Origin of the sequence: Serinicoccus profundi (genome assembly GCF_008001015.1) — a bacterium.
GTDB lineage: Bacteria > Actinomycetota > Actinomycetes > Actinomycetales > Dermatophilaceae > Ornithinicoccus > Ornithinicoccus profundi.
The window spans coordinates 1,581,468-1,600,590 of record NZ_CP042862.1; the positions used below are offsets into that span (position 1 = coordinate 1,581,468).

Here is a 19,123-nt window from a genome sequence, read left to right on the forward strand (position 1 = left end):
CGTTCCGCTTGACGGTGTCGCGGGGTCACCGTGATCGTCCAGGCGTGTACGTCGTGCCCTGGCTGGTCACTCGGGTCACGTGCGTCCCAACCTGCCAGGAGATGCGCCTGTGCGCGGGGCAGGAACCCGCGCACACACCGGTGTCCTGGCACCTGGTGACCAGTGTGGTCAGCGGGGCGTCGCGGGCGGTGCCGCGCGGCTGCGTGCTGGCACGCCCAGCAGCGGCAACGCCAGGTCCGCTCAGCTCCGGTATGCCCCGCCCGAGCGTCTCGGCACCTCGGCGAGGGCGAGGTCCACCCACGCCAGCACCTCGGCGGTGACCGGTGCGGCACACACTCCGGCACGGTCGAGCCACACCATCCCCTCCCGCCGGTCCACCTCGGGCAGGCCGTCGGCCCCCGCCCGCCACCCACCGGCCGGCACGGCGAAGTAGATGAGGTCGATGTGCTGGTGCCCCGGGGTGATGTCCTCGACCTGGATGCCCTCCGGCCGCACGAGCTGCCGGGGCGAGCCAGGTGCGTCGTGAGGTATGCCGGGGGAGCCGACGAGGTCCACGGCCAGGCCCGTCTCCTCCTGGGTCTCGCGGCGCGCCGCATCGTCGGGCAGCTCGTGCGGCTCGATGTGCCCACCCGGCGGCAGCCAGAGGCCCACCTTGGGGTGAGGGTGCAGCAGCACGTGCCCCTCGTGCACCACGAAGACCGCGACGGTGAAGTGCTTGCTGATCCCGTCCGGCGGCTCCCGGTCCTCGACTGCGCCCATGGCCAGCACCCTAGGTGCTGAGCGCGAGCCCCCCGACCGGCGGGCCTGCAGCGCAATTCTGGTGCCGGAGCGGCCCCGGTGACCGGTAGGGTTGGACGACCGCCGCCCGCGTGACGCGCGCGGCATACCCCAGACCCCGAGGAGCACCACCGTGTCCAGCCAGATCACCGTGAACGTCGCAGGCAGCGAGCGAGCGGTCGATCAGGGCACGACCGCGGCTGACCTCTTCGCCGACGACAAGCAGGTGGTCGTCGCGCGCATCGGCGGCGAGCTGCGCGACCTCCACCACGTCCTGCTCGACGGCGACGTCATCGAGCCCGTGCTGGTCGACGAGCCCGACGGCCTCGACGTCCTGCGCCACTCCTGCGCGCACGTCCTCGCCCAGGCCGTGCAGGAGACCTTCCCGGACGCCAGGCTCGGCATCGGCCCGCCCGTGCGCGACGGTTTCTACTACGACTTCGACGTCGAGGAACCGTTCACCCCCGATGACCTCAAGCGCCTCGAGAAGGCGATGCAGAAGATCATCAACACCGGCCAGACCTTCGCCCGCCGCGAGATCGACGACGACGCCGCTCGCGCCGAGCTGGCGGGGGAGCCCTACAAGCTGGAGCTCATCGGCTTGAAAGGCGGCGCGGCCGGCGAGGTAGCCGAAGGGGCGAACGTCGAGGTGGGCGGCGCTCAGCTGACCATCTACGACAATGTCGATCGTACCGGTCAGGTCGTCTGGGGCGACCTGTGCCGCGGCCCTCACCTGCCGAGCACCAAGATCATCGGCAACGCCTTCAAGCTGATGCGCAGCGCCGCGGCCTACTGGCGCGGCAGCGAGAAGAACCCGCAGCTCCAGCGCATCTACGGCACCGCGTGGCCCTCCAAGGAGGACCTCAAGGCCTACCTCGACCGGCTGGCCGAGGCCGAGAAGCGCGACCACCGCAAGCTCGGCGCCGAGATGGACCTCTACTCCTTCCCCGAGGTGCTGGGCGCGGGCCTGCCCGTCTTCCACCCCCGCGGCGGCGTCATCAAGCGCGAGATGGAGGACTACGTCCGGGCCCGGCACATCGAGGAGGGCTTCTCCTACGTCGGCAGCCCGCACATCTCCCGTGAGGAGCTCTTCTACACCTCCGGCCACCTGCCGTACTACAGCCAGGGCATGTTTCCCCCGATGGACGTCGACGGGCAGAACTATCGCCTCAAGGCGATGAACTGCCCGATCCACAACCTCATCTACCGCTCGCGCGGCCGGTCGTACCGCGACCTGCCGCTGCGCTTCTTCGAGTTCGGCACCGTCTACCGCGACGAGAAGTCGGGAGTGCTCTCGGGTCTCACCCGGGTGCGGATGATCACCCAGGACGACAGCCACTCCTACGTCACCAAGGAGGACGCGCCGGCCGAGATCCGCCACCTGCTGAGGTTCGTCCTCTCGCTGCTGGACGACTTCGGGCTGACCGACTACTACCTCGAGCTCTCGACCCGCGACGACGGCAACGAGGACAAGTTCATCGGGTCCGACGAGGACTGGGCGGAGGCGACCGCGATCCTGCAGGAGGTCGCCGACGAGTCCGGGCTGGAGCTCGTCGCCGACCCCGGTGGCGCGGCGTTCTACGGCCCGAAGATCTCGGTCCAGGCCCGCGACGCGATCGGCCGCACCTGGCAGATGTCGACCATCCAGTACGACTTCAACCAGCCCGAGCGCTTCGAGCTGGAGTACCAGGCGGCCGACGGCTCCCGTCAGCGCCCGGTGATGATCCACTCGGCCAAGTTCGGCTCGATCGAGCGCTTCATCGGTGTCCTGGTCGAGCACTACGCCGGGCAGTTCCCTCCGTGGCTGGCGCCGGTCCAGGTCGTCGGGGTGCCCGTCGCCGAGGACTTCTACGACTACCTCGACGAGGTCGCGGCGCGGCTCCTGGCCCACGGCATCCGCGTCGAGGTCGACAAGGGTGATGACCGCTTCCCCAAGAAGATCCGCAACGCGAGCAGGTCCAAGGCGCCGTTCATCCTCATCGCCGGCGGCGAGGACCGCGACGCCGCCGCGGTGTCCTTCCGCTTCCGCGACGGGAGCCAGGAGAACTCCGTGCCGGTGGACGAGGCCGTCGAGCGGATCGTCACCGCGGTCCGCGACCGGGTGCAGATCTGACCCAGCGCGCGCGAGGTCGCCCGGGAGACCGGCGCGGCGGCATACCCGTGTCCTAGGATCGGGCCAGCCGAGGGATCAGGAGCGCGCCATGACGACACCGGGGGAGTCCGCCCGAGCCGTCCGCGTGCGCGAGATCAACGACGACGAGGCGCTGCTGCTCGGCGCCCTGCACCAGCAGGCGCGGCTGCTCGTCGGGGAGGGTGCGGACGACCGCACCCATGTGCGGCTCTTCGCCCAGGCCTGGCACCGCCGGTATGCCGACTACCCCGCCTTCGTCGCCGAGCGCGGCGGCCAGCACGTCGGGGTGGCGCTCGTGCGCCGACCGGTGCTGCCGGACCTCGACCGGGTGCCCCAGCTGCTCGTCCTCACTCCGGTGGGCGAGGGAGCCGGTGACGAGGGGGTATGCCTCGCCCTGGCCCGCGCGGTCGTCGCGTGGGCGCGGGAGGCAGGGCACACCTCGGTCACGCTCGGCGAGCGAGTGGACCTGCCGCCGGTCGTCCTCGACGCCGTGCGCGCGGGCGTGCAGCAGGCCCGCGCGGTCACGGTGCCGACCCGCCCCTAGCGACCCAGCGGCTCGAGCACGAAGACCGGGATGAGCCGGTCGGTCTTCTCCTGGTAGTCGGCGTAGCTGGGGAAGGCCGCCACGGCGCGCTGCCACCACGCGTCGCGCTCCGGGCCGTCGGCGAGCTCCCGCGCACGCAGGGCCTGCTGGCTGGTGCCGTCCTGCACGAGCACGTCGCGGTTCTTGACGATGTTGTGGTACCACGCCGGGTGCTCGGGTGCGCCGCCCTTGCTGGCCACCGCGAGGTAGGCCCCGTCGTGCTCGACCCGCATGAGCGGGACCCGGCGCAGCATCCCGCTGCGCGCCCCGCGCATCGTCACGACCATGACGGGGCGGTCCTGGATCGTGGCGGCGTCCGTGGTGCCGGCGGCGTCGATGTCGCGCAGCTGCTTCTCCACCCACTCGCTCTTCTCCGGCAGGTATGCCGTGGGGTCACCGATCGCGGCGTCGCGCAGGTCGTGCTGGGGCTGGTTGTCGTCCATGCTGGGGCAACTCGGATCGACCCTCGACTGTTCCCGGTGGGCCCGGGCGGCCACGAGACCGGCGATCGCGGCCGCGGCCCCGGGGACACCGCGGTAGCCGGGGAAGGCATTGACGTCGACGAGCACCGGCCCGTCCGGCCCGAGGACGACGTCGACACCGGCGAGGTCGAGTCGACAGGCGCGGGCCGCCGTCAGCGCGAGACGGTGCAGCTCCGCGGACACCTCGAACGGCTCACCGGTCGTGGCATGGGCGCCCAGGAGCGGCGACGGCTTGAGCAGCCCGACGACCGTCGACCCGATGACGTAGAGCTTGCGGTCCAGCCCGTCGTTGGGCACGAAGGGCTGGGTGACGTAGGGCCCGGGGAAGGGAGGAGCCGCCGGGAGGTCGTCGGCACGACCGGCGAGGACCTCGGCACCCCGGCCCCGACCGCGGTGACGTCGCTTGACCACCCGCATCGCACCGGCGGCCTGAGCCAGCACCCGGACCAGTCGACGACCGGGGTCGAGGGCGGCACCGGGAGCCCTGCGGCGGCCAGGCGCTGCTCGAGTCGTTGGTGGCGCCGCAGCAGCCGCACCCCCGGCAGCGGGTTGAGGCAGTCGGCCCCGGCGTGGACGAGGGTGTCGACGACCGGCAGGGCCTCATAGCGGAGGCCGCGGTGCACCACCAAGGCGACCCGCGAGGCGTCGGGCGGCTCGTCACCGTCGTGCGGCCGGCATACCTCCACGTCCACGCCGTGACGCCCCAGCAGGCCGAACACCTCGGGGAAGATGCTCGAAGAGGACGGCGCCTTGCCGAGCACGAAGAGCGCGAGCGGGCGCTCGGGCGCCCCGGGGATGCGGGCCATGCGTCCTCCTCGACGACGGTCGACCCAGCATCACCGACGCAGGTGAGGCGCCGATGAGAGCGCCCCTAGACTGCCGACCATGACGGAGCACCCGAGCCCCGAGGCCGCCGACACCTTCGCCGGCTCGCGCGACGGCTTCGAGCGGCTGTGGACCCCACACCGGATGGCCTACGTCCGGGGTGAGCGGCCCAGCGCCGACGCCGGTGACGGCTGCCCGTTCTGCGTCGCCCCCGAGCGGGACGACGAGGAGAGCCTCATCGTGCACCGGGGCGTGCACTGCTACGTCATCCTCAACCTCTTCCCCTACAACCCGGGCCACCTCCTCGTCTGCCCCTACCGCCACGTCCCGCTCTACGTCGACCTCACCGAGGAGGAGACGAGCGAGTTCAGCGCGCTGACCAAGGCCGCGGTCCGGGCGATCCAGGCGGCGAGCAACCCGGCCGGCTTCAACCTCGGGATGAACCAGGGCGAGGTCGCGGGGGCGGGGGTCGCGGCGCACCTGCACCAGCACGTCGTGCCCCGCTGGATGGGCGACGCCAACTTCCTGCCGATCGTCGGGCAGACCAAGGCCCTGCCGCAGCTGCTGGCGGACGTCCGGGCCCAGCTCGCCGAGCACTGGCCCCGCTGAGAGGTAGGCCCGTGCACGCCCCCGCGCGGTCCGGGAGCACCCCCGTACGGCCGTAGACTGGGAGCCCTCGCCGGTGAGGCACGCGCAGCCTCGCCCCACGGCACATCCGCACCGCACGAGAGGCCCCCCTGGCATGTCCGAGCCCACCCAGCCCACCACCGGCACCACCCGCGTCAAGCGCGGCATGGCCGACATGCTCAAGGGCGGCGTCATCATGGACGTCGTCACCGCCGAGCAGGCCAAGATCGCCGAGGACGCGGGCGCCGTCGCCGTCATGGCGCTCGAGCGGGTCCCCGCGGACATCCGGGCCCAGGGCGGCGTCTCGCGGATGAGCGACCCGGACATGATCGACAGCATCATCGAGGCCGTCTCGATCCCCGTCATGGCCAAGGCCCGCATCGGCCACTTCGTCGAGGCGCAGGTGCTGCAGAGCCTCGGCGTCGACTACATCGACGAGTCCGAGGTGCTGACCCCGGCCGACTACGCCAACCACATCGACAAGTGGGCCTTCACCGTGCCCTTCGTCTGCGGCGCGACCAACCTCGGTGAGGCGCTGCGCCGGATCACCGAGGGCGCGGCGATGATCCGTTCCAAGGGCGAGGCCGGCACCGGCGACGTCTCCAACGCCACCACCCACATGCGCGCGATCCGCGGCGAGATCAACCGGCTCACCTCGCTGGCGCAGGACGAGCTCTACGTCGCGGCCAAGGAGCTGCAGGCCCCCTACGAGCTCGTCAAGGAGGTCGCCGGCTCCGGCAAGCTCCCGGTCGTGCTCTTCACCGCTGGCGGCATCGCCACCCCGGCCGACGCGGCGATGATGATGCAGCTCGGTGCCGAGGGCGTCTTCGTCGGCTCCGGCATCTTCAAGTCGGGCAACCCCGAGCAGCGCGCCGCCGCGATCGTCAAGGCCACGACCTTCCACGACGACCCGGACACCATCGCGGAGGTCTCGCGCGGCCTGGGCGAGGCCATGGTCGGCATCAACGTCGACGACATCCCGCAGCCGCACCGGCTCGCCGAGCGCGGCTGGTAGTAGCTGATTACGAGGCGATTCGGCCCACACCGCCGGCGTTTGGTGGTGTGGGTCCAGCCAGCCTCATGCGCTCAGCAGCGTGACCCATGCCGTGGTCCAAACTGGGTTCCAGCATCCGGGTGGTGCCTAGGGAATCACGCAGTGATGTGGTCGCTGCGCCCCTGACCGGGCAGCAGCCAACTTGGGGGCCGGGCGTTCGTTGGGTCAGTCGCTCGGACAAACCAGGTCCCTCGGCCCCGTCTCCCAAGGGATGTCGGTCCCCGCGTTTACCATGACCCTACGGATGAAGTGCCCCCAACCCGGCGGTGCACCCGGGTCAACAGGGGAGAGCATGTCGACCGTTGCGAACCGCACGTCCAGTCTCAACGCAGCGAAGGCGGCGAAGAACGACGAGTTCTACACGCAGTGGGCCGACATCGAGCGCGAGGTCAACGCCTACCTGGAGTTCGACCCCGACGTGTTCCGGGACAAGGTCGTGCTGCTCCCGTGCGACGACCCGGAGTGGAGCAACTTCGCGAAGTTCTTCGCCCTGCACTTCGTGAACCTCGGTCTAAAGAAGCTCATCTCGGCGTCCTACGCACCGGACAGCAACCCGGCGACCTTCTCCTATGAGCCGACGCTCTTTGAGCTGGACGACCCGAAGTTCGACCCCACGAAGTCGCGAGCCAACGGCAAGAAGTTCATCCTCGAGCCGAAGGACCTCAACGGGGACGACGTCATCAACATCGATGATCTCCATTGGGAGTACCTCGAGGGCGACGGCGACTTCCGCAGCGCAGAGGTGACCGCTCTTCGCGACGAAGCCGACATCATCATCACCAACCCTCCTTTCAGTCTTTTCCGCGAGTTTTTGACGTGGATACAAGAGGGCGGGAAGCAGTTCTCGATCATCGGCAATGAGAATGCCATCGCCTACAAGAACGTCTTCCGGCTGATCAAGGACAACAAGATCTGGAAGGGCGCGACGGCGAACAGCACCGACATGGTGTTCGCTGTGCCCAAGGGCACGGTGGTGAAGGAGGCGGACCGGCTCAAGGCCGAGAAGCTGGGCTACCCCTCGGACGGCGAGCACGAGTACACGCGTCTGGGGAACTCCTGCTGGTTCACCAACATCGAACACGGTCGGCGTCACGAGCCGTTGCAGCTCATGTCAATGGAGGACAACCTCAGGTACAACAAGAAATTGGTCTCGACTCTCGACGGTGGCACCGAGTACCAGCGCTACGACAACTTCGATGCGATCGAGGTCCCGTACACGGACGCGATCCCCTCCGATTACGACGGTGTGATGGGCGTTCCGATCACATGGCTCGCCAAGTACAACCCCGACCAGTTCGAGATCCTCGGCACCGACGAGACCGATTACGAGCCGACGAAGACCTACAAGTCCAAGCGCAAGGTCGTGAACGGCAGCCCGGTCAAGTCGAACACCGGGTCTGGCGGTGGTTACATCCGCGCCGAGTCGTTCGGGTCGGGTACCTTCTTCGACGTGGGTTACCCCGTCAAGAGGATGTACAAGCGAATCTTTATCCGTCACAGGAAGGCCGCCTCGTGAAAACCGAGATGAAGCACTACTCCGTCGAGGAGGTACTCGAGGGCTTCGTGTACAACGAGCTCGAGGGCAAGGGCCTATTCGGGCTGGGTGGCAAGCTGGTGATCCAGCCGGAGTATCAGCGCAACTACATCTACAACGACGGCAAGCGCGACGTCGCGGTCATCGACTCGCTGCTCAAAGAGTATCCGCTCGGGCTCATCTACTTCAACGTCGAGGGGCAGACGCTCGAGGTGCTCGACGGACAGCAGCGCATCACGAGCATCGGTCGCTTCGTGACTGGCAAGTTCGCCATCAAGGTCAGTGGAAGGGAGCAGACGTTCTCGTCGCTGCCCAAGGATCTTCAGAGCCGAATCCTGAACACGCGGCTCGACATCTACGAGTGCGACGGCACCGAGGACGAAATCAAGGCCTGGTTCCAAACAATCAACATCTCCGGCATTCCGTTGAACAAGCAGGAGCTGCTCAACGCGATCTACTCTGGACCCTTCATCACGAAGGCGAAGGCCGAGTACAGCAACTCGAACAACGCGAACATGCAGAAGTGGCGTTCGTACGTCAACGGAGACCCCAAGAGGCAGCAGATCCTCGAGGAGGCCCTCGACTGGGTCGCCTCCTCGCAGGGCATGACGATCGACGCGTACCTCGCGCAGCACCGGCAGGACCAGGACATCGTCCAGCTGAGGTCCTACTTTACGTCCGTCATCGACTGGGTCGGGAGCGTCTTCACGCGCCCCCCGGACACGGAGATGCGGGGTCTCGAGTGGGGCCGCCTCTACGAGCAGCACCACGGAACCTCCTACAACGCGGCCAAGCTCGAGGAACGGGTGAACGACCTGCGGGGCGACCCCGCGGTGAACAGCAGCAAGGGCATCTACGAGTACCTGCTCGGTGGCGAGACGAAGCCCCAGCTGCTCGACATCCGCCTGTTCGAGCCCAAGGACAAGCGCATCGCCTACGAGCAGCAGACAACGAAGGCCAAGGCCGCCGGCCAGTCCAACTGCCCGCTGTGCACGATCGCCGGGGACAGCAACAAGGCGCGGATCTACAACCAGACCGAGATGGACGCGGACCATGTGACGGCCTGGTCCAAGGGCGGGGCGACGGACCTGTCCAACCTGACGATGCTGTGCCAGACGCACAACCGCGCTAAGGGCAACAAGTAACTCCCGTCATCGGGGTGAGGGGGCGACAATGCCGAAGGGCGACAAGCTGCCGACCGTGTGGGAACGGCCCCCGCACACTAAGGCCAAGCACGACATCCTCACGCGGTACCTCGGCGCGTGGTTCGGCATCTTCGGGCTGAGCAGATACCACCAGCGGGTCAACGTGCTGGACGGTTTCGCGGGCCCCGGCCGCTACGACGACAACGAGCCAGGGTCGCCGGTGCTTACTCTCAACACGCTGCTGGATCACCGGTCGTTCCCTTCCTTCGGTGACACCACGTTCAACTTCGTCTTCAACGAGTGGAACGCCGAGAGGTTCGCAACTCTGCAGGGCGTTCTCGCCGACATGAAGACGGGCCGCGCGGCATGGCCGCAGAACGTGAAGGTCATCGAGCGCAACCTGAACTTTCAGGCACTGGCCCGTGAGCTGCTGGACTCCATCCCTGCTGGCAAGAAGCTAGCCCCCACGTTCGCGTTCGTCGACCCATTCGGCTACAAGGACGTGCCGATGGCGCTGATCCGCGATCTGGTCAGCCACTTGTCGTGCGAGCTCTTCATCTACTTCGACTTCAACAGCGTCAATCGGTTCGCGAACGCCGGCATCGTCGATCCGCACTTCACGGCGCTCTTCGGATGTGATGACTACAAGAACGCTCCCGCCTCGGACAACGGACGCGGCCAGTACATCCACGACCTGTATGAGCGGCAGCTGCGGCAGGAATGCCGCTTCGCCCACATCTGCAGCTTCGAGATGATCAACCAGAGCGGGCACACGGGCAGCTACCTCTTCTTCTGCACCCGGGACGACCAGGCCTACGACAAGATGAAGGAAGCGATGTGGAAGCTCGCTCCTGGCGGGGGCTACAGGTTCGACGACCGCCTCGCCGGGCGTCCTGTCCTCTTCGAAGACGAGGCCAATACCGGCCCTCTCCAGGACGTGCTGGCGCAGCACTTCGCGGGCCGCACTGTGCTGATCGAGGACGTCGCTGACTACGTCGTCACGAAGACGCCGTTCCACAGCGGCCAGGTCAAGAAGATGACTCTCAAGCCCATGCAGGAGGCGGGACGCATCTCCTCGCCGAATCAGAAGCGGAAGAACACCTTCCCCCACGGCACCTGGATCACGTTCGGCCCCGAGTAGCTGAGAGCCACTCTCGTTACAGTGCGGCAGCCAGGACTGGCATGTTGTCCCAGGTGCGGCCGTCGAGCTCGCGGCCGTTGGCTTTCGGCGTCCGTCCGCCCCACTGCTTGAAGAAGAAGGCGACCTCCGCCCGGACGCACTGGTCGCGGATGTCCACTACCCAGGCCGCGTCCATCGGCCGGGCCCTCGGACCGGACTCGCCGCCCGCGATCACCCAGTCGATCCTCTCGAGGTCGAGATCGGGCAGCGCGGTCAGCAAAGGCTCGCACGACAGAAAGCGCGTCGCCGCGGGAACAGCACGGAGATGGTCGATCCGATCGACGACGTCGAACGACTCGACCGAGACGCCTATCCAAAGGTTGTCAGGCCACTCGAGCTTCTCCGCGATGCGTGCCGTGCGGTGCGCGCGCTTAGTGAGTACCTGATACGTGTGCTGTGGAGTCTCGCGGATCACGTCGAAGACATCGCGGATGAAGGCCAGAGGCACCCTGGCGTGGAAGAGGTCGCTCATGGAGTTGACGAACACGATCTTCGGCGTCCGCCATCGATAGGGCTGCGACAACGACTTCGGATGGATCGTGACGCCGAAGCCGGGGCCCGAGGTTCGCGGATCGCCGTCGTTCTGGTACTTCTCAGCCCCCATCGCCTTGAGCCGTTTGGCCAGCGCGAGCGCGTAGCAGTTGTCGCACCCGGCGGCTACGCGGTCGCAGCCGGTGACGGGGTTCCAGGTGACCTCAGTCCATTCGATCCCGCTGTTGGTGGCCAATGGCCTCACCTCTCTCTTCCTCGAGCGTAGCCGTTCTGGGCGGGCACGAACATGACTAGGGGGCGCGGCACGCCGCACTGGCGTTCGCAGCGGAGAAGCTGACCTCGTGCGGGCACTGGATCGTGCCACTACCCTCCGACAGAATCGGCTTCGTAGTCACGTTCCGATGTCAAACGGTTGGCGGTCAGCCATCGTGCGGTCCAGAAGGAGCGCACGAGGGGGCAGGTACCCTTGTGGGGTTCGACACCAAGCAGACGAAGACTGTCGGCGAGCGTCACGTCGCGTCGGAACTGGCACGGCGCGGATGGGCTCCGGCACTCACTCGCGACGTGCTAGGGCGGACGGACATTCTCGCTGTGGACGGGGACGAACGGCCGCAGGTCGAGGCCCAAGTAGAGACCGCGAGAGGTAGTCGGATGGACCGCCTCAGTTCGGCTCTCGGTGCGACGACGCAGGTGCGCAGCGCGCACGACCGTGAGTACTTCGTCCTGGTTGCCGTGCCCGACGACGAGCGACTTCCTTAAGGACCTTCATTGTGCCGCGTTCGCATGTGGCCGCTGCGGCGTGGATCAGTCACATGTATTGGCTGACCGAGCCAGGTGTGTCGGCCGGGGAGCGCAACGCTCCGGTCGATCAGGCTCGGGTGCTTCTGCCGATCCTCGAACGATATGAGGATCGGTGGGACTTGCTGCACATCGATGAGCCGGATGCGCCAGTGCTCTTGCCCCTGGCAGACCGCGAGTTCGCCGCTGACGTGGGCGTGGGCCTGCCCGAAGACCACGTGTGGGGTGACTCAGTGCCAGCATAGTGAGGCGCTGAAGTCGCTGCTACGGGCGCTCGACAGCCTCGGCCTCGTCGAGCCACTCAAGTCGACGTCTCCTAGACCCGCAGCTACGACGCCGCCGTCTCCTCCCAGGATGTCAGCTCGGCGGCCGCCGCCAGCGGCTGATCTGTACGCGCGTCTTCGGCGAGGTCCCGCTCGCAAGCCTTCCGATCATCCGGTGGCAGTGCGAGCATCCAGGGAAAGAACATGGTGTTGCTCGCGTGCTCCATAGGCACGATCCTATGCCGCCGGCTCGATGACGGCCCAGGAATGTCAGTGCCCACGGTCACTCTGACCTCATGCCACGGAGGATGACGCCCGCGCTGGCGCGAGCAGCGATTCGGTCTGCGCAGCAGAAGCAGGCGATTGACAAGTACAACCGCGAGGTGCGCCTGCACAGCGGCGCGGTGAACAAGGCTGTCAACGACTTCAACCGCGAGGTACGTGCCTATAACGCCAAGGCGCGGGCACACAACTCCAGAGTCGAGAACCAGCGACAGCGGCTCAATCAGGAGATCCGGCGACTCCAGTCCCGCCGGACCCCGACGACGTTCGTCACCTACAGGACGTCGGTCACGACCCTGACACAGACATACATGGCGGCCGAGACACGTCTTGCGAGTGGACACCTGACGAACGCTGGACGCGAACTCGTCAACCGCGGCAGCGAAGAGGCCGGCAACAGCGTCTACCTGCTGAACGCCATGGATGGCGATGGCGCTGCCGAGGACGACCCCACCGAGGAGGAGCTTCGCGGCCCGAGTATCCAGTCAGAACTCGCGGCCTTCGGTCAGGATCCCGTGGACCGATGGACTGGCGCGCTGTTCTCTCTCAGCCCACGAAGCCCGATGCCGCGCGGCACTTCTGCACGAGCGCTCGCGAGGTTCTGATCGCGATGCTCGACCAGGAAGCACCAGATGCGGCCGTCCCGCGGAGCTTCCTGATTGCGACAAGACCGACAAGGGCCCGCCGACTCGGCGCGCGAAGGTCCGGTACCTGCTTGGGCGGAAAGGTATCGACGACAAGGCCCTGGAGGATCTCGTGGACGAAGACATGAACAACGTGCTCGCGTTGTTCCGGGATTTCAACGACGGCACGCATGGCCATGCGGGGCGCTTCACGGTCACGCATTTGATCGCCATTCGGATGCGTGTCGAGTCGGCGATCACGTTCATCCACGCCCTGTGCAGGGCCTAACGTTGGTACTCACTCAGAGCCCGGCCTCAGTCTTGCTGCGGCTGCGACCCGGTGTCCGCGCGCGTCGTTGAGACACTCCTGCTGCACCGCCGGTGGCAGCGAACCCAGATGGCCGCCATCTTCGTCCAGAACGTCGCCCAAGCTTCAGCCTCGGTGGTCGCCATATTGTTCGGCGCGAGGCCGCTCTGGTAACCGCACACGCACCCGCACGAGGGACACGCTCGGCCCGGGGTAGTCGGTCCACGGTCGATGGAAATTGCGCGCGCTCTTCCAAGGTACGGAGCGCACGCGCGAAGACCCCACCTATGCAGGCGGACAATCGGGACGGTGCCTGAGCACTGGACTAATCTCGTCGGTATGCCCATACGCGTAGCAGCACCTTGGTCCGACGCCCGAAGTTCGTCAAGAATGGACCACGGCATCAACGTCGACGACATCCCGCAGCCGCACCGGCTCGCCGAGCGCGGCTGGTGAGCCGGGCATCCCTCACCTGTCCCGCCGGACCGAGCGCAGCTGCATCGCCGCCCGCACCGTGAGCACGACCAGCGCCAGAAGGAGCGCCGCGCGTAGCGCGAGGCCTGCCCGTCCGCGATCGATCGGCCCGGGGTCGCTCACCTCCGCCCCGTCCAGCAGGTCGGCGGCGATGGACACCTCGACGATCGATGCGCCCGTCCAGCCGGGCTCTGCGACCAGCAGCTCCGTGGTCGAGCCGGTGCCCGCGTCGACCGACCACAGGTGCAGACGGTTGGTGGACCCCGCCTCCTGGTAGGCCGACACCAGGATCCGGTCCTCGCCGAGCCACCCGAGCGGTTCGGCCGTCAGGGCCACCTCGTTCGACCCCTCTGTCGCCCTCAGGTCCAGGTAGTAGGTCGATGTGACGGTCCCGTCCGCGAGCGTGTTGACTCTCAGCTCACCCCTGCTCCCGGTGACCACAGACCGTCCGTCTGGGCTGACGGCGGCCGGCCCGAGGTCGGGCCCCAGATCGAGGTCCTTCGCGACGACCCGCATACCGTCGGGGCTGCGCAGCTCGGTCCCCGCAGTCCCGGCCACGAGCACTCCCTCGCCGTATGGGAGCGGTGCGACGCCGGTGACGCTGGAGACGTCGGGCAGCGGCGTGGGGCCGGTGCCCTCGGCGGCGCTCAGGTCGGCTCGTCGCACGTCGTCGACGGCGAGCTGAGACGCGCTGGAGAGCCCGGCATACCTGTCGTAGACGCCCTCGACCAGCCCGACGAAGACCGACTGGCTGTCCGCCGACCATCCCAGCGGCACGCTCGAACGTCCCTCGGGTAACGGCCAGGTACGGACCGACCCGTCCTCGAGCGACACCGTGAAGAGGTCACCCTCGCCCCCACGTCCACCGACGGCGACGGTGCGTCCGTCTGGCGACAACAGGATCGGCCCTGGGTCACCCTGGTCGCTGGGCACGCTCGCGTCGTCGGCGGTGTCGAGGCGCCGGTAGGACGTCCCGTCGGCGCCCAGGGCGATGGCCTGCGGGTGATCCAGGAACTCGACCCCTGAGCCGTGGGTGAAGACCATCGACGCCGGGCCGGCTGGGAGCCGCTCGACGGTGGCCGGCACATGTGCGTAGGCCGGGAACGGGTCCGGCAGCACGGCGTGCGTCCCCGTGGCGGCGGGTGAGCGGTCGCGCTCGGCGACGTGCAACGGAAGGAGCAGCAGCACCAGTGTCACGGCCGCCGCCACGAGGAGCGGACCGACCGGTGGACGGCCTCGTCGCCGCACGGGCAGCGGCACGTCGGGCAGATCGTGCAGGAGTCCCTGCAGCGCCCGGACCGCGCGCTCGCTCTGCTGCGGGTTAGTCCTCGACATCGACGGCCTCCTTCATCCGCGCCAGACCACGGTGTAGGCGCGACTTCACCGTGCCTTCCGCCACCTTCAGCGTCGCCGCGATCTGCGGCACGCTCAGGTCGTCGTAGAAACGCAGCACCAGCACGGCCCGGTGCTCCGGCGAGAGCCGCCCCAGCGCCTCCCGCACGGCCAGCTGGTCTGCAAGATCGGTCTCGGTGAGCTGGTCGGCCCGACCGCGACGCCAGCGTTCCCAGTGGTTCAGGTATGCCTGGTGCCGGGCCCGTCGTCGCAGCCAGGACCTCCCTCGGTTGACCACGACGCGACGCAGCCATGCAGGCGCATCTCGCACGTCGTCGCGCTGCGAGAGGGCGAGCAGTGCCTCCTGCGCCAGGTCGTGCCCGGTCTCCAGGTCGCCCGTCACCGCCGCGCCGAGGCGCACCAAGGACTGGCGCAGCGACTCGGCCGGTGGTGCCGGACTCCTCGCCGCGTCCCTCGAGCGCGTCTCGCCGGGTGCGTCCACGGCCTCTAGTCTCCCCGCAGGGTCGGATCGTTCCCTCACGGACCTCGACCACCGAACACGTACCGCGAAGATCGTCAGTCGGCTCGCCACGTGGCAGGGTAGGCCCGTGCCCGATCCCTCGCCTGACTTGACCATCGGCGTCCTCGCCGTCCAGGGCGACGTGCGCGAGCACGTCGCGGCGCTCGGCGCCGCCGGAGCGGCGACGCGCCTGGTGCGCCGTCCGGCCGAGCTGGACGGCCTCGACGGGCTCGTGATCCCCGGAGGGGAGTCGACCACCATCGACCGGCTCTGCCGGATCTTCGGGCTGCACGAGCCGATCCGTCGGCTCATCGCGGGCGGGCTGCCGGTCTACGGGTCGTGCGCCGGGATGATCCAGCTGGCCGAGGAGATCCTCGACGGCCACGCCGAGCAGCAGAGCTTCGGCGGCATCGACATGACCGTGCGCCGCAACGCCTTCGGCCGTCAGGTCGACAGCTTCGAGGTCGACCTGGAGATCACCGGGCTGAGCGACCCCGAGCGGCCCTTCGTCGCCGTCTTCATCCGGGCGCCCTGGGTGGAGCGGCTCGGGGAGGACGTCGAGGTCCTCGCCGCGGTCGACGGCCACCCCGTCGCGGTCCGGCAGGGCCCCCTGCTCGCCACGAGCTTCCACCCCGAGGTGACCGGCGACCACCGGGTCCACGAGCTCTTCGTCAAGGCCTGCTCAGGCTGAGTCCGGCAGCACCATGAGGACGAGGTCGTCCGCGTGGTCCGGCACCCAGTCGGGCCGCACCGTGGTGACGTCGCGCCAGCCGCGCCGCAGGTAGAGCCGACGCGCGTCCGCGTGGTCGGGGAAGACGTCCAGGACCGGCAGCAGCGCCTGTGCGCGCGCCCAGTCGATGGCGGTCCCCAGGAGCCGGCCGCCCAGGCCGAGGCCCGCCCGACCCGGCCCGACGAAGAGGGTGGAGACGGAGCCGAGGCGGTGGAGCGGCTTACCGGTGGCGGCGGCGAAGGCCCGGCCGAGCTCCCCGTCGTCCACGCGGTCGACCGCGACATGCCCGGCGAGCGTGCCCCCCACCTCGACGACCCAGGCGGCCAGGTCGCGTCCGCGCGCGACGAACTGCTCGGCCGGCATGGGCAGCGGGTTGCGCATCGGGTAGCCCGTCGTGGGCTGCTGCGCGAGCAACAGCCGCGCCAGCTCCGGGACGTCGCCGTCCTCGCGCGGGCGGATCCGGACGTCGTCGGGGGAGGAGGGCACGGCACGCAGCCTAGGGTCGGACGGCCCGACCCTCAGCGCAGGTAGCGGTCCAACGCCCGCAGCGTGTCGTCGGTGATGCCGGAGGTGCCACCGAGGACGTACATCGACGAGGGCCGCAGGTGCGTGAGCGCGAGGTCGGCACCGCGCACGACCCGGTCACCGCTCGTCAGCACCAGGGGGGCGTCGTGCCGTCCCGCGAGCGCGGCGGCCACTAGGGCGTCCGGGTAGTCGGTGCCGAGCGCGACGAAGGACGGGTCGGTCCCCGGCGGGAAGGTCCGGGCGATCGCCGCCGCGGTGCGGTAGCGGTCCGAGCCGGACCAGCGCACGGCGCCGTCGGAGGCGTACCGCCCGGCGGCCCGCATCACCGCCCGGGAGACCGCGCCCTCGCCCCCGAGCACGACCACCTCGCGCGGTCGCAGCCGCGCCAGCGCCTTGGCGGTGCTCGGGTGCAGCTCGCCGGGGCGGGTCAGCAGCAGCGGAACCTGTTGGCCGTTGGCGACCGCGGCGCCGGAGAGCGCGTCGGGGAAGGCCTGGCCGCTGGCCAGCAGCACCCGGTCGACCCCGGCGGGGTAGTAGGCGGCGAGCGCGGCGGCGGTGCCGTAGCGGTCCTCCCCTGCGACCCGGTCCACCCTCCCGGTGCGGGCGTAGTCGCGCAGCTCGGTGAGGACGGCGCCGCTCACCGCACCCGTGCCCCCCAGCACCACGAGGCGGTCCGGCCGCAGCCGGTTCAGCGCGCGCTGCGTCGCGGCGGGCACGTCGCCCGGGCGGGTGAGCAGGATGGGCGCATCGTAGACCCCGGCCCGCGCGGCGGCCGCGAGCGCGTCGGGGTAGTCGCGGCCCGACACGACGTAGACGACCTCGAGCCCCGGTGACCACTGCTCCGCGACGGTCGCCGCGGTCGCGAACCGGTCGGCGCCCCCGAGCCGCACCGGCTCGGTCGGCGTCGGGGCCGGGGCGGCGAAGGTGAAGTAGTCGGAGGACAGGCCGTCGGAGTAGGTCGGCCAGTAGCGGGCGAGCATGAGGCCGCTGCCGGTCGCGTGGGCGTAGGTGTATGCGCCGCCCGCGGTGAAGCCCTCGACCCGCGCGGTGAGGACCCGGCCGCCCCAGGCCCCCACGCCGTCGCGGGTGAGGACCTGCACCCGCTCCACCCGGTGTATGCCGTAGCGCTGCTGCAGCGAGGTCCGCGGCAGCGAGGCGGTCCACCGGTGCCGGGGGTTGGCCGCGACCGCGTCGTAGGGGTCGCGCTGGGCGCGCAGGTAGTCGTGGCCGTTGCCGGAGGCGATGGTCTGCCCGCCCGTCGAGGCGGAGTACATCGTCGTGGCGAGCCGGCGCCCGTTGGGGAAGGCGAAGGTCAGGACCTGCCCGGAGGTGGCGTCGACCGCCGTCGTGTTGGCGGAGAACTCGTAGCTGCTCATCGTGCCGTCGGAGTGGCGGACGCCGCGGCCGCGGTAGGCCTGGCAGGCCGTGGAGTCGCAGATGTCGTAGTAGCCCGTGCTCGCGCTGCGCCTGGCGTAGGTGCGGGCGGCGACGGACTGGGCCCGCAGCGCCTGCTGGTGGAACGACGGGCCCATCTCGGCGGCGACGACGGAGCGCAGGTAGTGCTCCAGCGGGAGGTGGTTGACGGTGGCGAGCGCGGTGCTGCCGTGATGGGTGGCGGTCACGGCTCCGCGGTAGATGCGGGTCCCGGCGCCGGGCAGGACGACGTCGACCGTGCCCTCCGACGGCGAGCTGAAGGTCACCGGGCAACGGCGGGACATGCCCGAGGGCCACCACGCCGACCAGGAGGAACCGTCATACCCCTGCAGCACGCAGGACGTCGCGGAGGTGCCGGTCGCGCGGACCCGCCAGTGGGTCCGGCCCGCGGGCAGGGCCCACGTGGTGCCCCCGGCGGAGGCGCCCACCCGTTGCCCGGGACGGTGGGCGACCTGGGTCACGCCGTCGTGGTCGACGGTAAGGCCCACGGAGATGTCCGAGGACGCCCAGGTCTCCAACCGGGTGCCGGCGTAGTAGAACGCCAGGATCTTGTCGTGGCTGACGCCCTGGAGCCCCGCTCCGTGGGCACCCCACTGCGACATGCCGATGCGGTGGCCGTAGCCGCCGCCGGTGATGTCATAGCTGCCGTCGGCGGGCACGGGGTAGACCTCCGAGCCCGGCACCGGGGCGGGCAGCACTGGGCTGTCCGTGACCACGGTGGTCTCCCCGAGCTCCTCGGGCGTCTGGGGCTCGGTGACGGACTCCGCGCGCTGCGCGTAGGGCAGGGCGTCGGGGGACTCGGGCTCCTGCGGGTTCGCCAGGGTGGGTGCGCCCGTGACCAGGGACAGGACGAGCGCGAGGGTGAGCCCCACGATGGATGGTCGTCGCACGATGACTCCAGAGGTGGGTAGGCGCCTGGGCAGGGACATACCCGGGCGGGGCACCACTATGCGACACGAGGTATGCCTGGGGCAAGAGTGGCGGATGATCTCGTGCGCCCCGCGA

The 19,123-nt window shown here is 69.2% G+C and carries 17 protein-coding genes and 1 pseudogene; 10 read left to right on the forward strand and 8 right to left on the reverse strand.

Going from position 1 to position 19,123, the window contains the following annotated elements; translation table 11 throughout:
* Positions 1 to 240: 240 nt before the first annotated feature.
* Positions 241 to 759 (reverse strand): NUDIX hydrolase, encoded by a 519-nt coding sequence (locus tag FA582_RS07240; protein ID WP_010149399.1) that lies wholly within the window; start codon positions 757 to 759, stop codon positions 241 to 243.
* 151 nt (positions 760 to 910) lie between these two features.
* On the opposite strand from FA582_RS07240, the gene thrS reads away from it, so the two are divergent.
* Both thrS and FA582_RS07250 read left to right on the forward strand, forming a co-directional pair.
* Positions 911 to 2,890: a threonine--tRNA ligase gene (gene thrS / locus FA582_RS07245; RefSeq protein ID WP_010149400.1), complete on the forward strand. Its 1,980-nt coding sequence runs from the start codon at positions 911 to 913 to the stop codon at positions 2,888 to 2,890.
* Between the two features lie 88 nt (positions 2,891 to 2,978).
* A complete protein-coding gene (locus FA582_RS07250; protein ID WP_010149401.1) occupies positions 2,979 to 3,452 on the forward strand; it encodes a hypothetical protein in 474 nt (157 codons plus the stop codon).
* On the opposite strand, the gene FA582_RS07255 is transcribed toward FA582_RS07250, so the two are convergent.
* Entirely contained in the window at positions 3,449 to 4,414 is a 966-nt protein-coding gene (locus tag FA582_RS07255; RefSeq protein ID WP_010149402.1) for a nitroreductase/quinone reductase family protein, read from the reverse strand. The genes FA582_RS07250 and FA582_RS07255 overlap by 4 nt on opposite strands.
* Before the next feature lie 444 nt (positions 4,415 to 4,858).
* Between FA582_RS07255 and FA582_RS07260 the strand changes: the two genes are divergently transcribed.
* From FA582_RS07260 to FA582_RS07280, 5 genes are all read left to right on the forward strand, one after another.
* Positions 4,859 to 5,407, forward strand: a complete 549-nt coding sequence (locus tag FA582_RS07260; RefSeq protein ID WP_010149403.1) for an HIT family protein — start codon at positions 4,859 to 4,861, stop codon at positions 5,405 to 5,407.
* A gap of 133 nt (positions 5,408 to 5,540) precedes the next feature.
* Entirely contained in the window at positions 5,541 to 6,440 is a 900-nt protein-coding gene (pdxS, locus tag FA582_RS07265; protein WP_010149404.1) for a pyridoxal 5'-phosphate synthase lyase subunit PdxS, read from the forward strand.
* A 283-nt stretch (positions 6,441 to 6,723) separates the two neighbouring features.
* Positions 6,724 to 7,995: an adenine-specific methyltransferase EcoRI family protein gene (locus FA582_RS07270; protein WP_238705469.1), complete on the forward strand. Its 1,272-nt coding sequence runs from the start codon at positions 6,724 to 6,726 to the stop codon at positions 7,993 to 7,995.
* Between the two features lie 8 nt (positions 7,996 to 8,003).
* The gene (locus tag FA582_RS07275) at positions 8,004 to 9,158 is read left to right on the forward strand and encodes an HNH endonuclease family protein (RefSeq protein ID WP_010149407.1); all 1,155 of its coding nucleotides are present in this window, start codon (positions 8,004 to 8,006) and stop codon (positions 9,156 to 9,158) included.
* A 28-nt stretch (positions 9,159 to 9,186) separates the two neighbouring features.
* Entirely contained in the window at positions 9,187 to 10,299 is a 1,113-nt protein-coding gene (locus FA582_RS07280) for a three-Cys-motif partner protein TcmP (RefSeq protein WP_010149408.1), read from the forward strand.
* 16 nt (positions 10,300 to 10,315) lie between these two features.
* Here FA582_RS07280 and FA582_RS07285 read toward each other — a convergent pair whose 3' ends face one another.
* Both FA582_RS07285 and FA582_RS16380 read right to left on the reverse strand, forming a co-directional pair.
* Positions 10,316 to 11,074 (reverse strand): DUF5131 family protein, encoded by a 759-nt coding sequence (locus tag FA582_RS07285; RefSeq protein ID WP_237707599.1) that lies wholly within the window; start codon positions 11,072 to 11,074, stop codon positions 10,316 to 10,318.
* Between the two features lie 882 nt (positions 11,075 to 11,956).
* Positions 11,957 to 12,118, reverse strand: coding sequence for a hypothetical protein (locus tag FA582_RS16380; RefSeq protein WP_010149412.1), 162 nt, complete (start codon positions 12,116 to 12,118; stop codon positions 11,957 to 11,959).
* 81 nt (positions 12,119 to 12,199) lie between these two features.
* Between FA582_RS16380 and FA582_RS07290 the strand changes: the two genes are divergently transcribed.
* On the forward strand, positions 12,200 to 12,778 hold the full coding sequence (locus tag FA582_RS07290) for a hypothetical protein (RefSeq protein WP_202798123.1): 579 nt from the start codon (positions 12,200 to 12,202) through the stop codon (positions 12,776 to 12,778).
* Positions 12,697 to 13,085, forward strand: a pseudogene (locus tag FA582_RS17115) (pPIWI-associating nuclease domain-containing protein). The gene FA582_RS07290 and the pseudogene FA582_RS17115 overlap by 82 nt, the downstream one beginning before the upstream one ends.
* A gap of 486 nt (positions 13,086 to 13,571) precedes the next feature.
* Here the strand turns inward: FA582_RS17115 and FA582_RS07295 are convergent.
* Together FA582_RS07295 and FA582_RS07300 are read right to left on the reverse strand one after the other, a co-directional pair.
* Positions 13,572 to 14,912 (reverse strand): hypothetical protein, encoded by a 1,341-nt coding sequence (locus FA582_RS07295; protein ID WP_010149416.1) that lies wholly within the window; start codon positions 14,910 to 14,912, stop codon positions 13,572 to 13,574.
* Entirely contained in the window at positions 14,899 to 15,411 is a 513-nt protein-coding gene (locus tag FA582_RS07300; RefSeq protein ID WP_010149417.1) for an RNA polymerase sigma factor, read from the reverse strand. Before FA582_RS07300 ends, FA582_RS07295 begins: the two co-directional genes overlap by 14 nt.
* A 106-nt stretch (positions 15,412 to 15,517) precedes the next feature.
* Here FA582_RS07300 and pdxT point away from each other — a divergent pair, with 106 nt between their 5' ends.
* Complete coding sequence (gene pdxT, locus FA582_RS07305) at positions 15,518 to 16,120, forward strand: pyridoxal 5'-phosphate synthase glutaminase subunit PdxT (protein WP_010149418.1); 603 nt, start codon at positions 15,518 to 15,520, stop codon at positions 16,118 to 16,120.
* On the opposite strand, the gene FA582_RS07310 is transcribed toward pdxT, so the two are convergent.
* Both FA582_RS07310 and FA582_RS07315 read right to left on the reverse strand, forming a co-directional pair.
* Positions 16,112 to 16,645, reverse strand: coding sequence for a GNAT family N-acetyltransferase (locus FA582_RS07310; protein ID WP_010149419.1), 534 nt, complete (start codon positions 16,643 to 16,645; stop codon positions 16,112 to 16,114). The two genes, pdxT and FA582_RS07310, sit on opposite strands and share 9 nt — an antisense overlap.
* A gap of 32 nt (positions 16,646 to 16,677) precedes the next feature.
* Entirely contained in the window at positions 16,678 to 19,008 is a 2,331-nt protein-coding gene (locus FA582_RS07315; protein WP_158640863.1) for a cell wall-binding repeat-containing protein, read from the reverse strand.
* Positions 19,009 to 19,123: the final 115 nt, after the last annotated feature.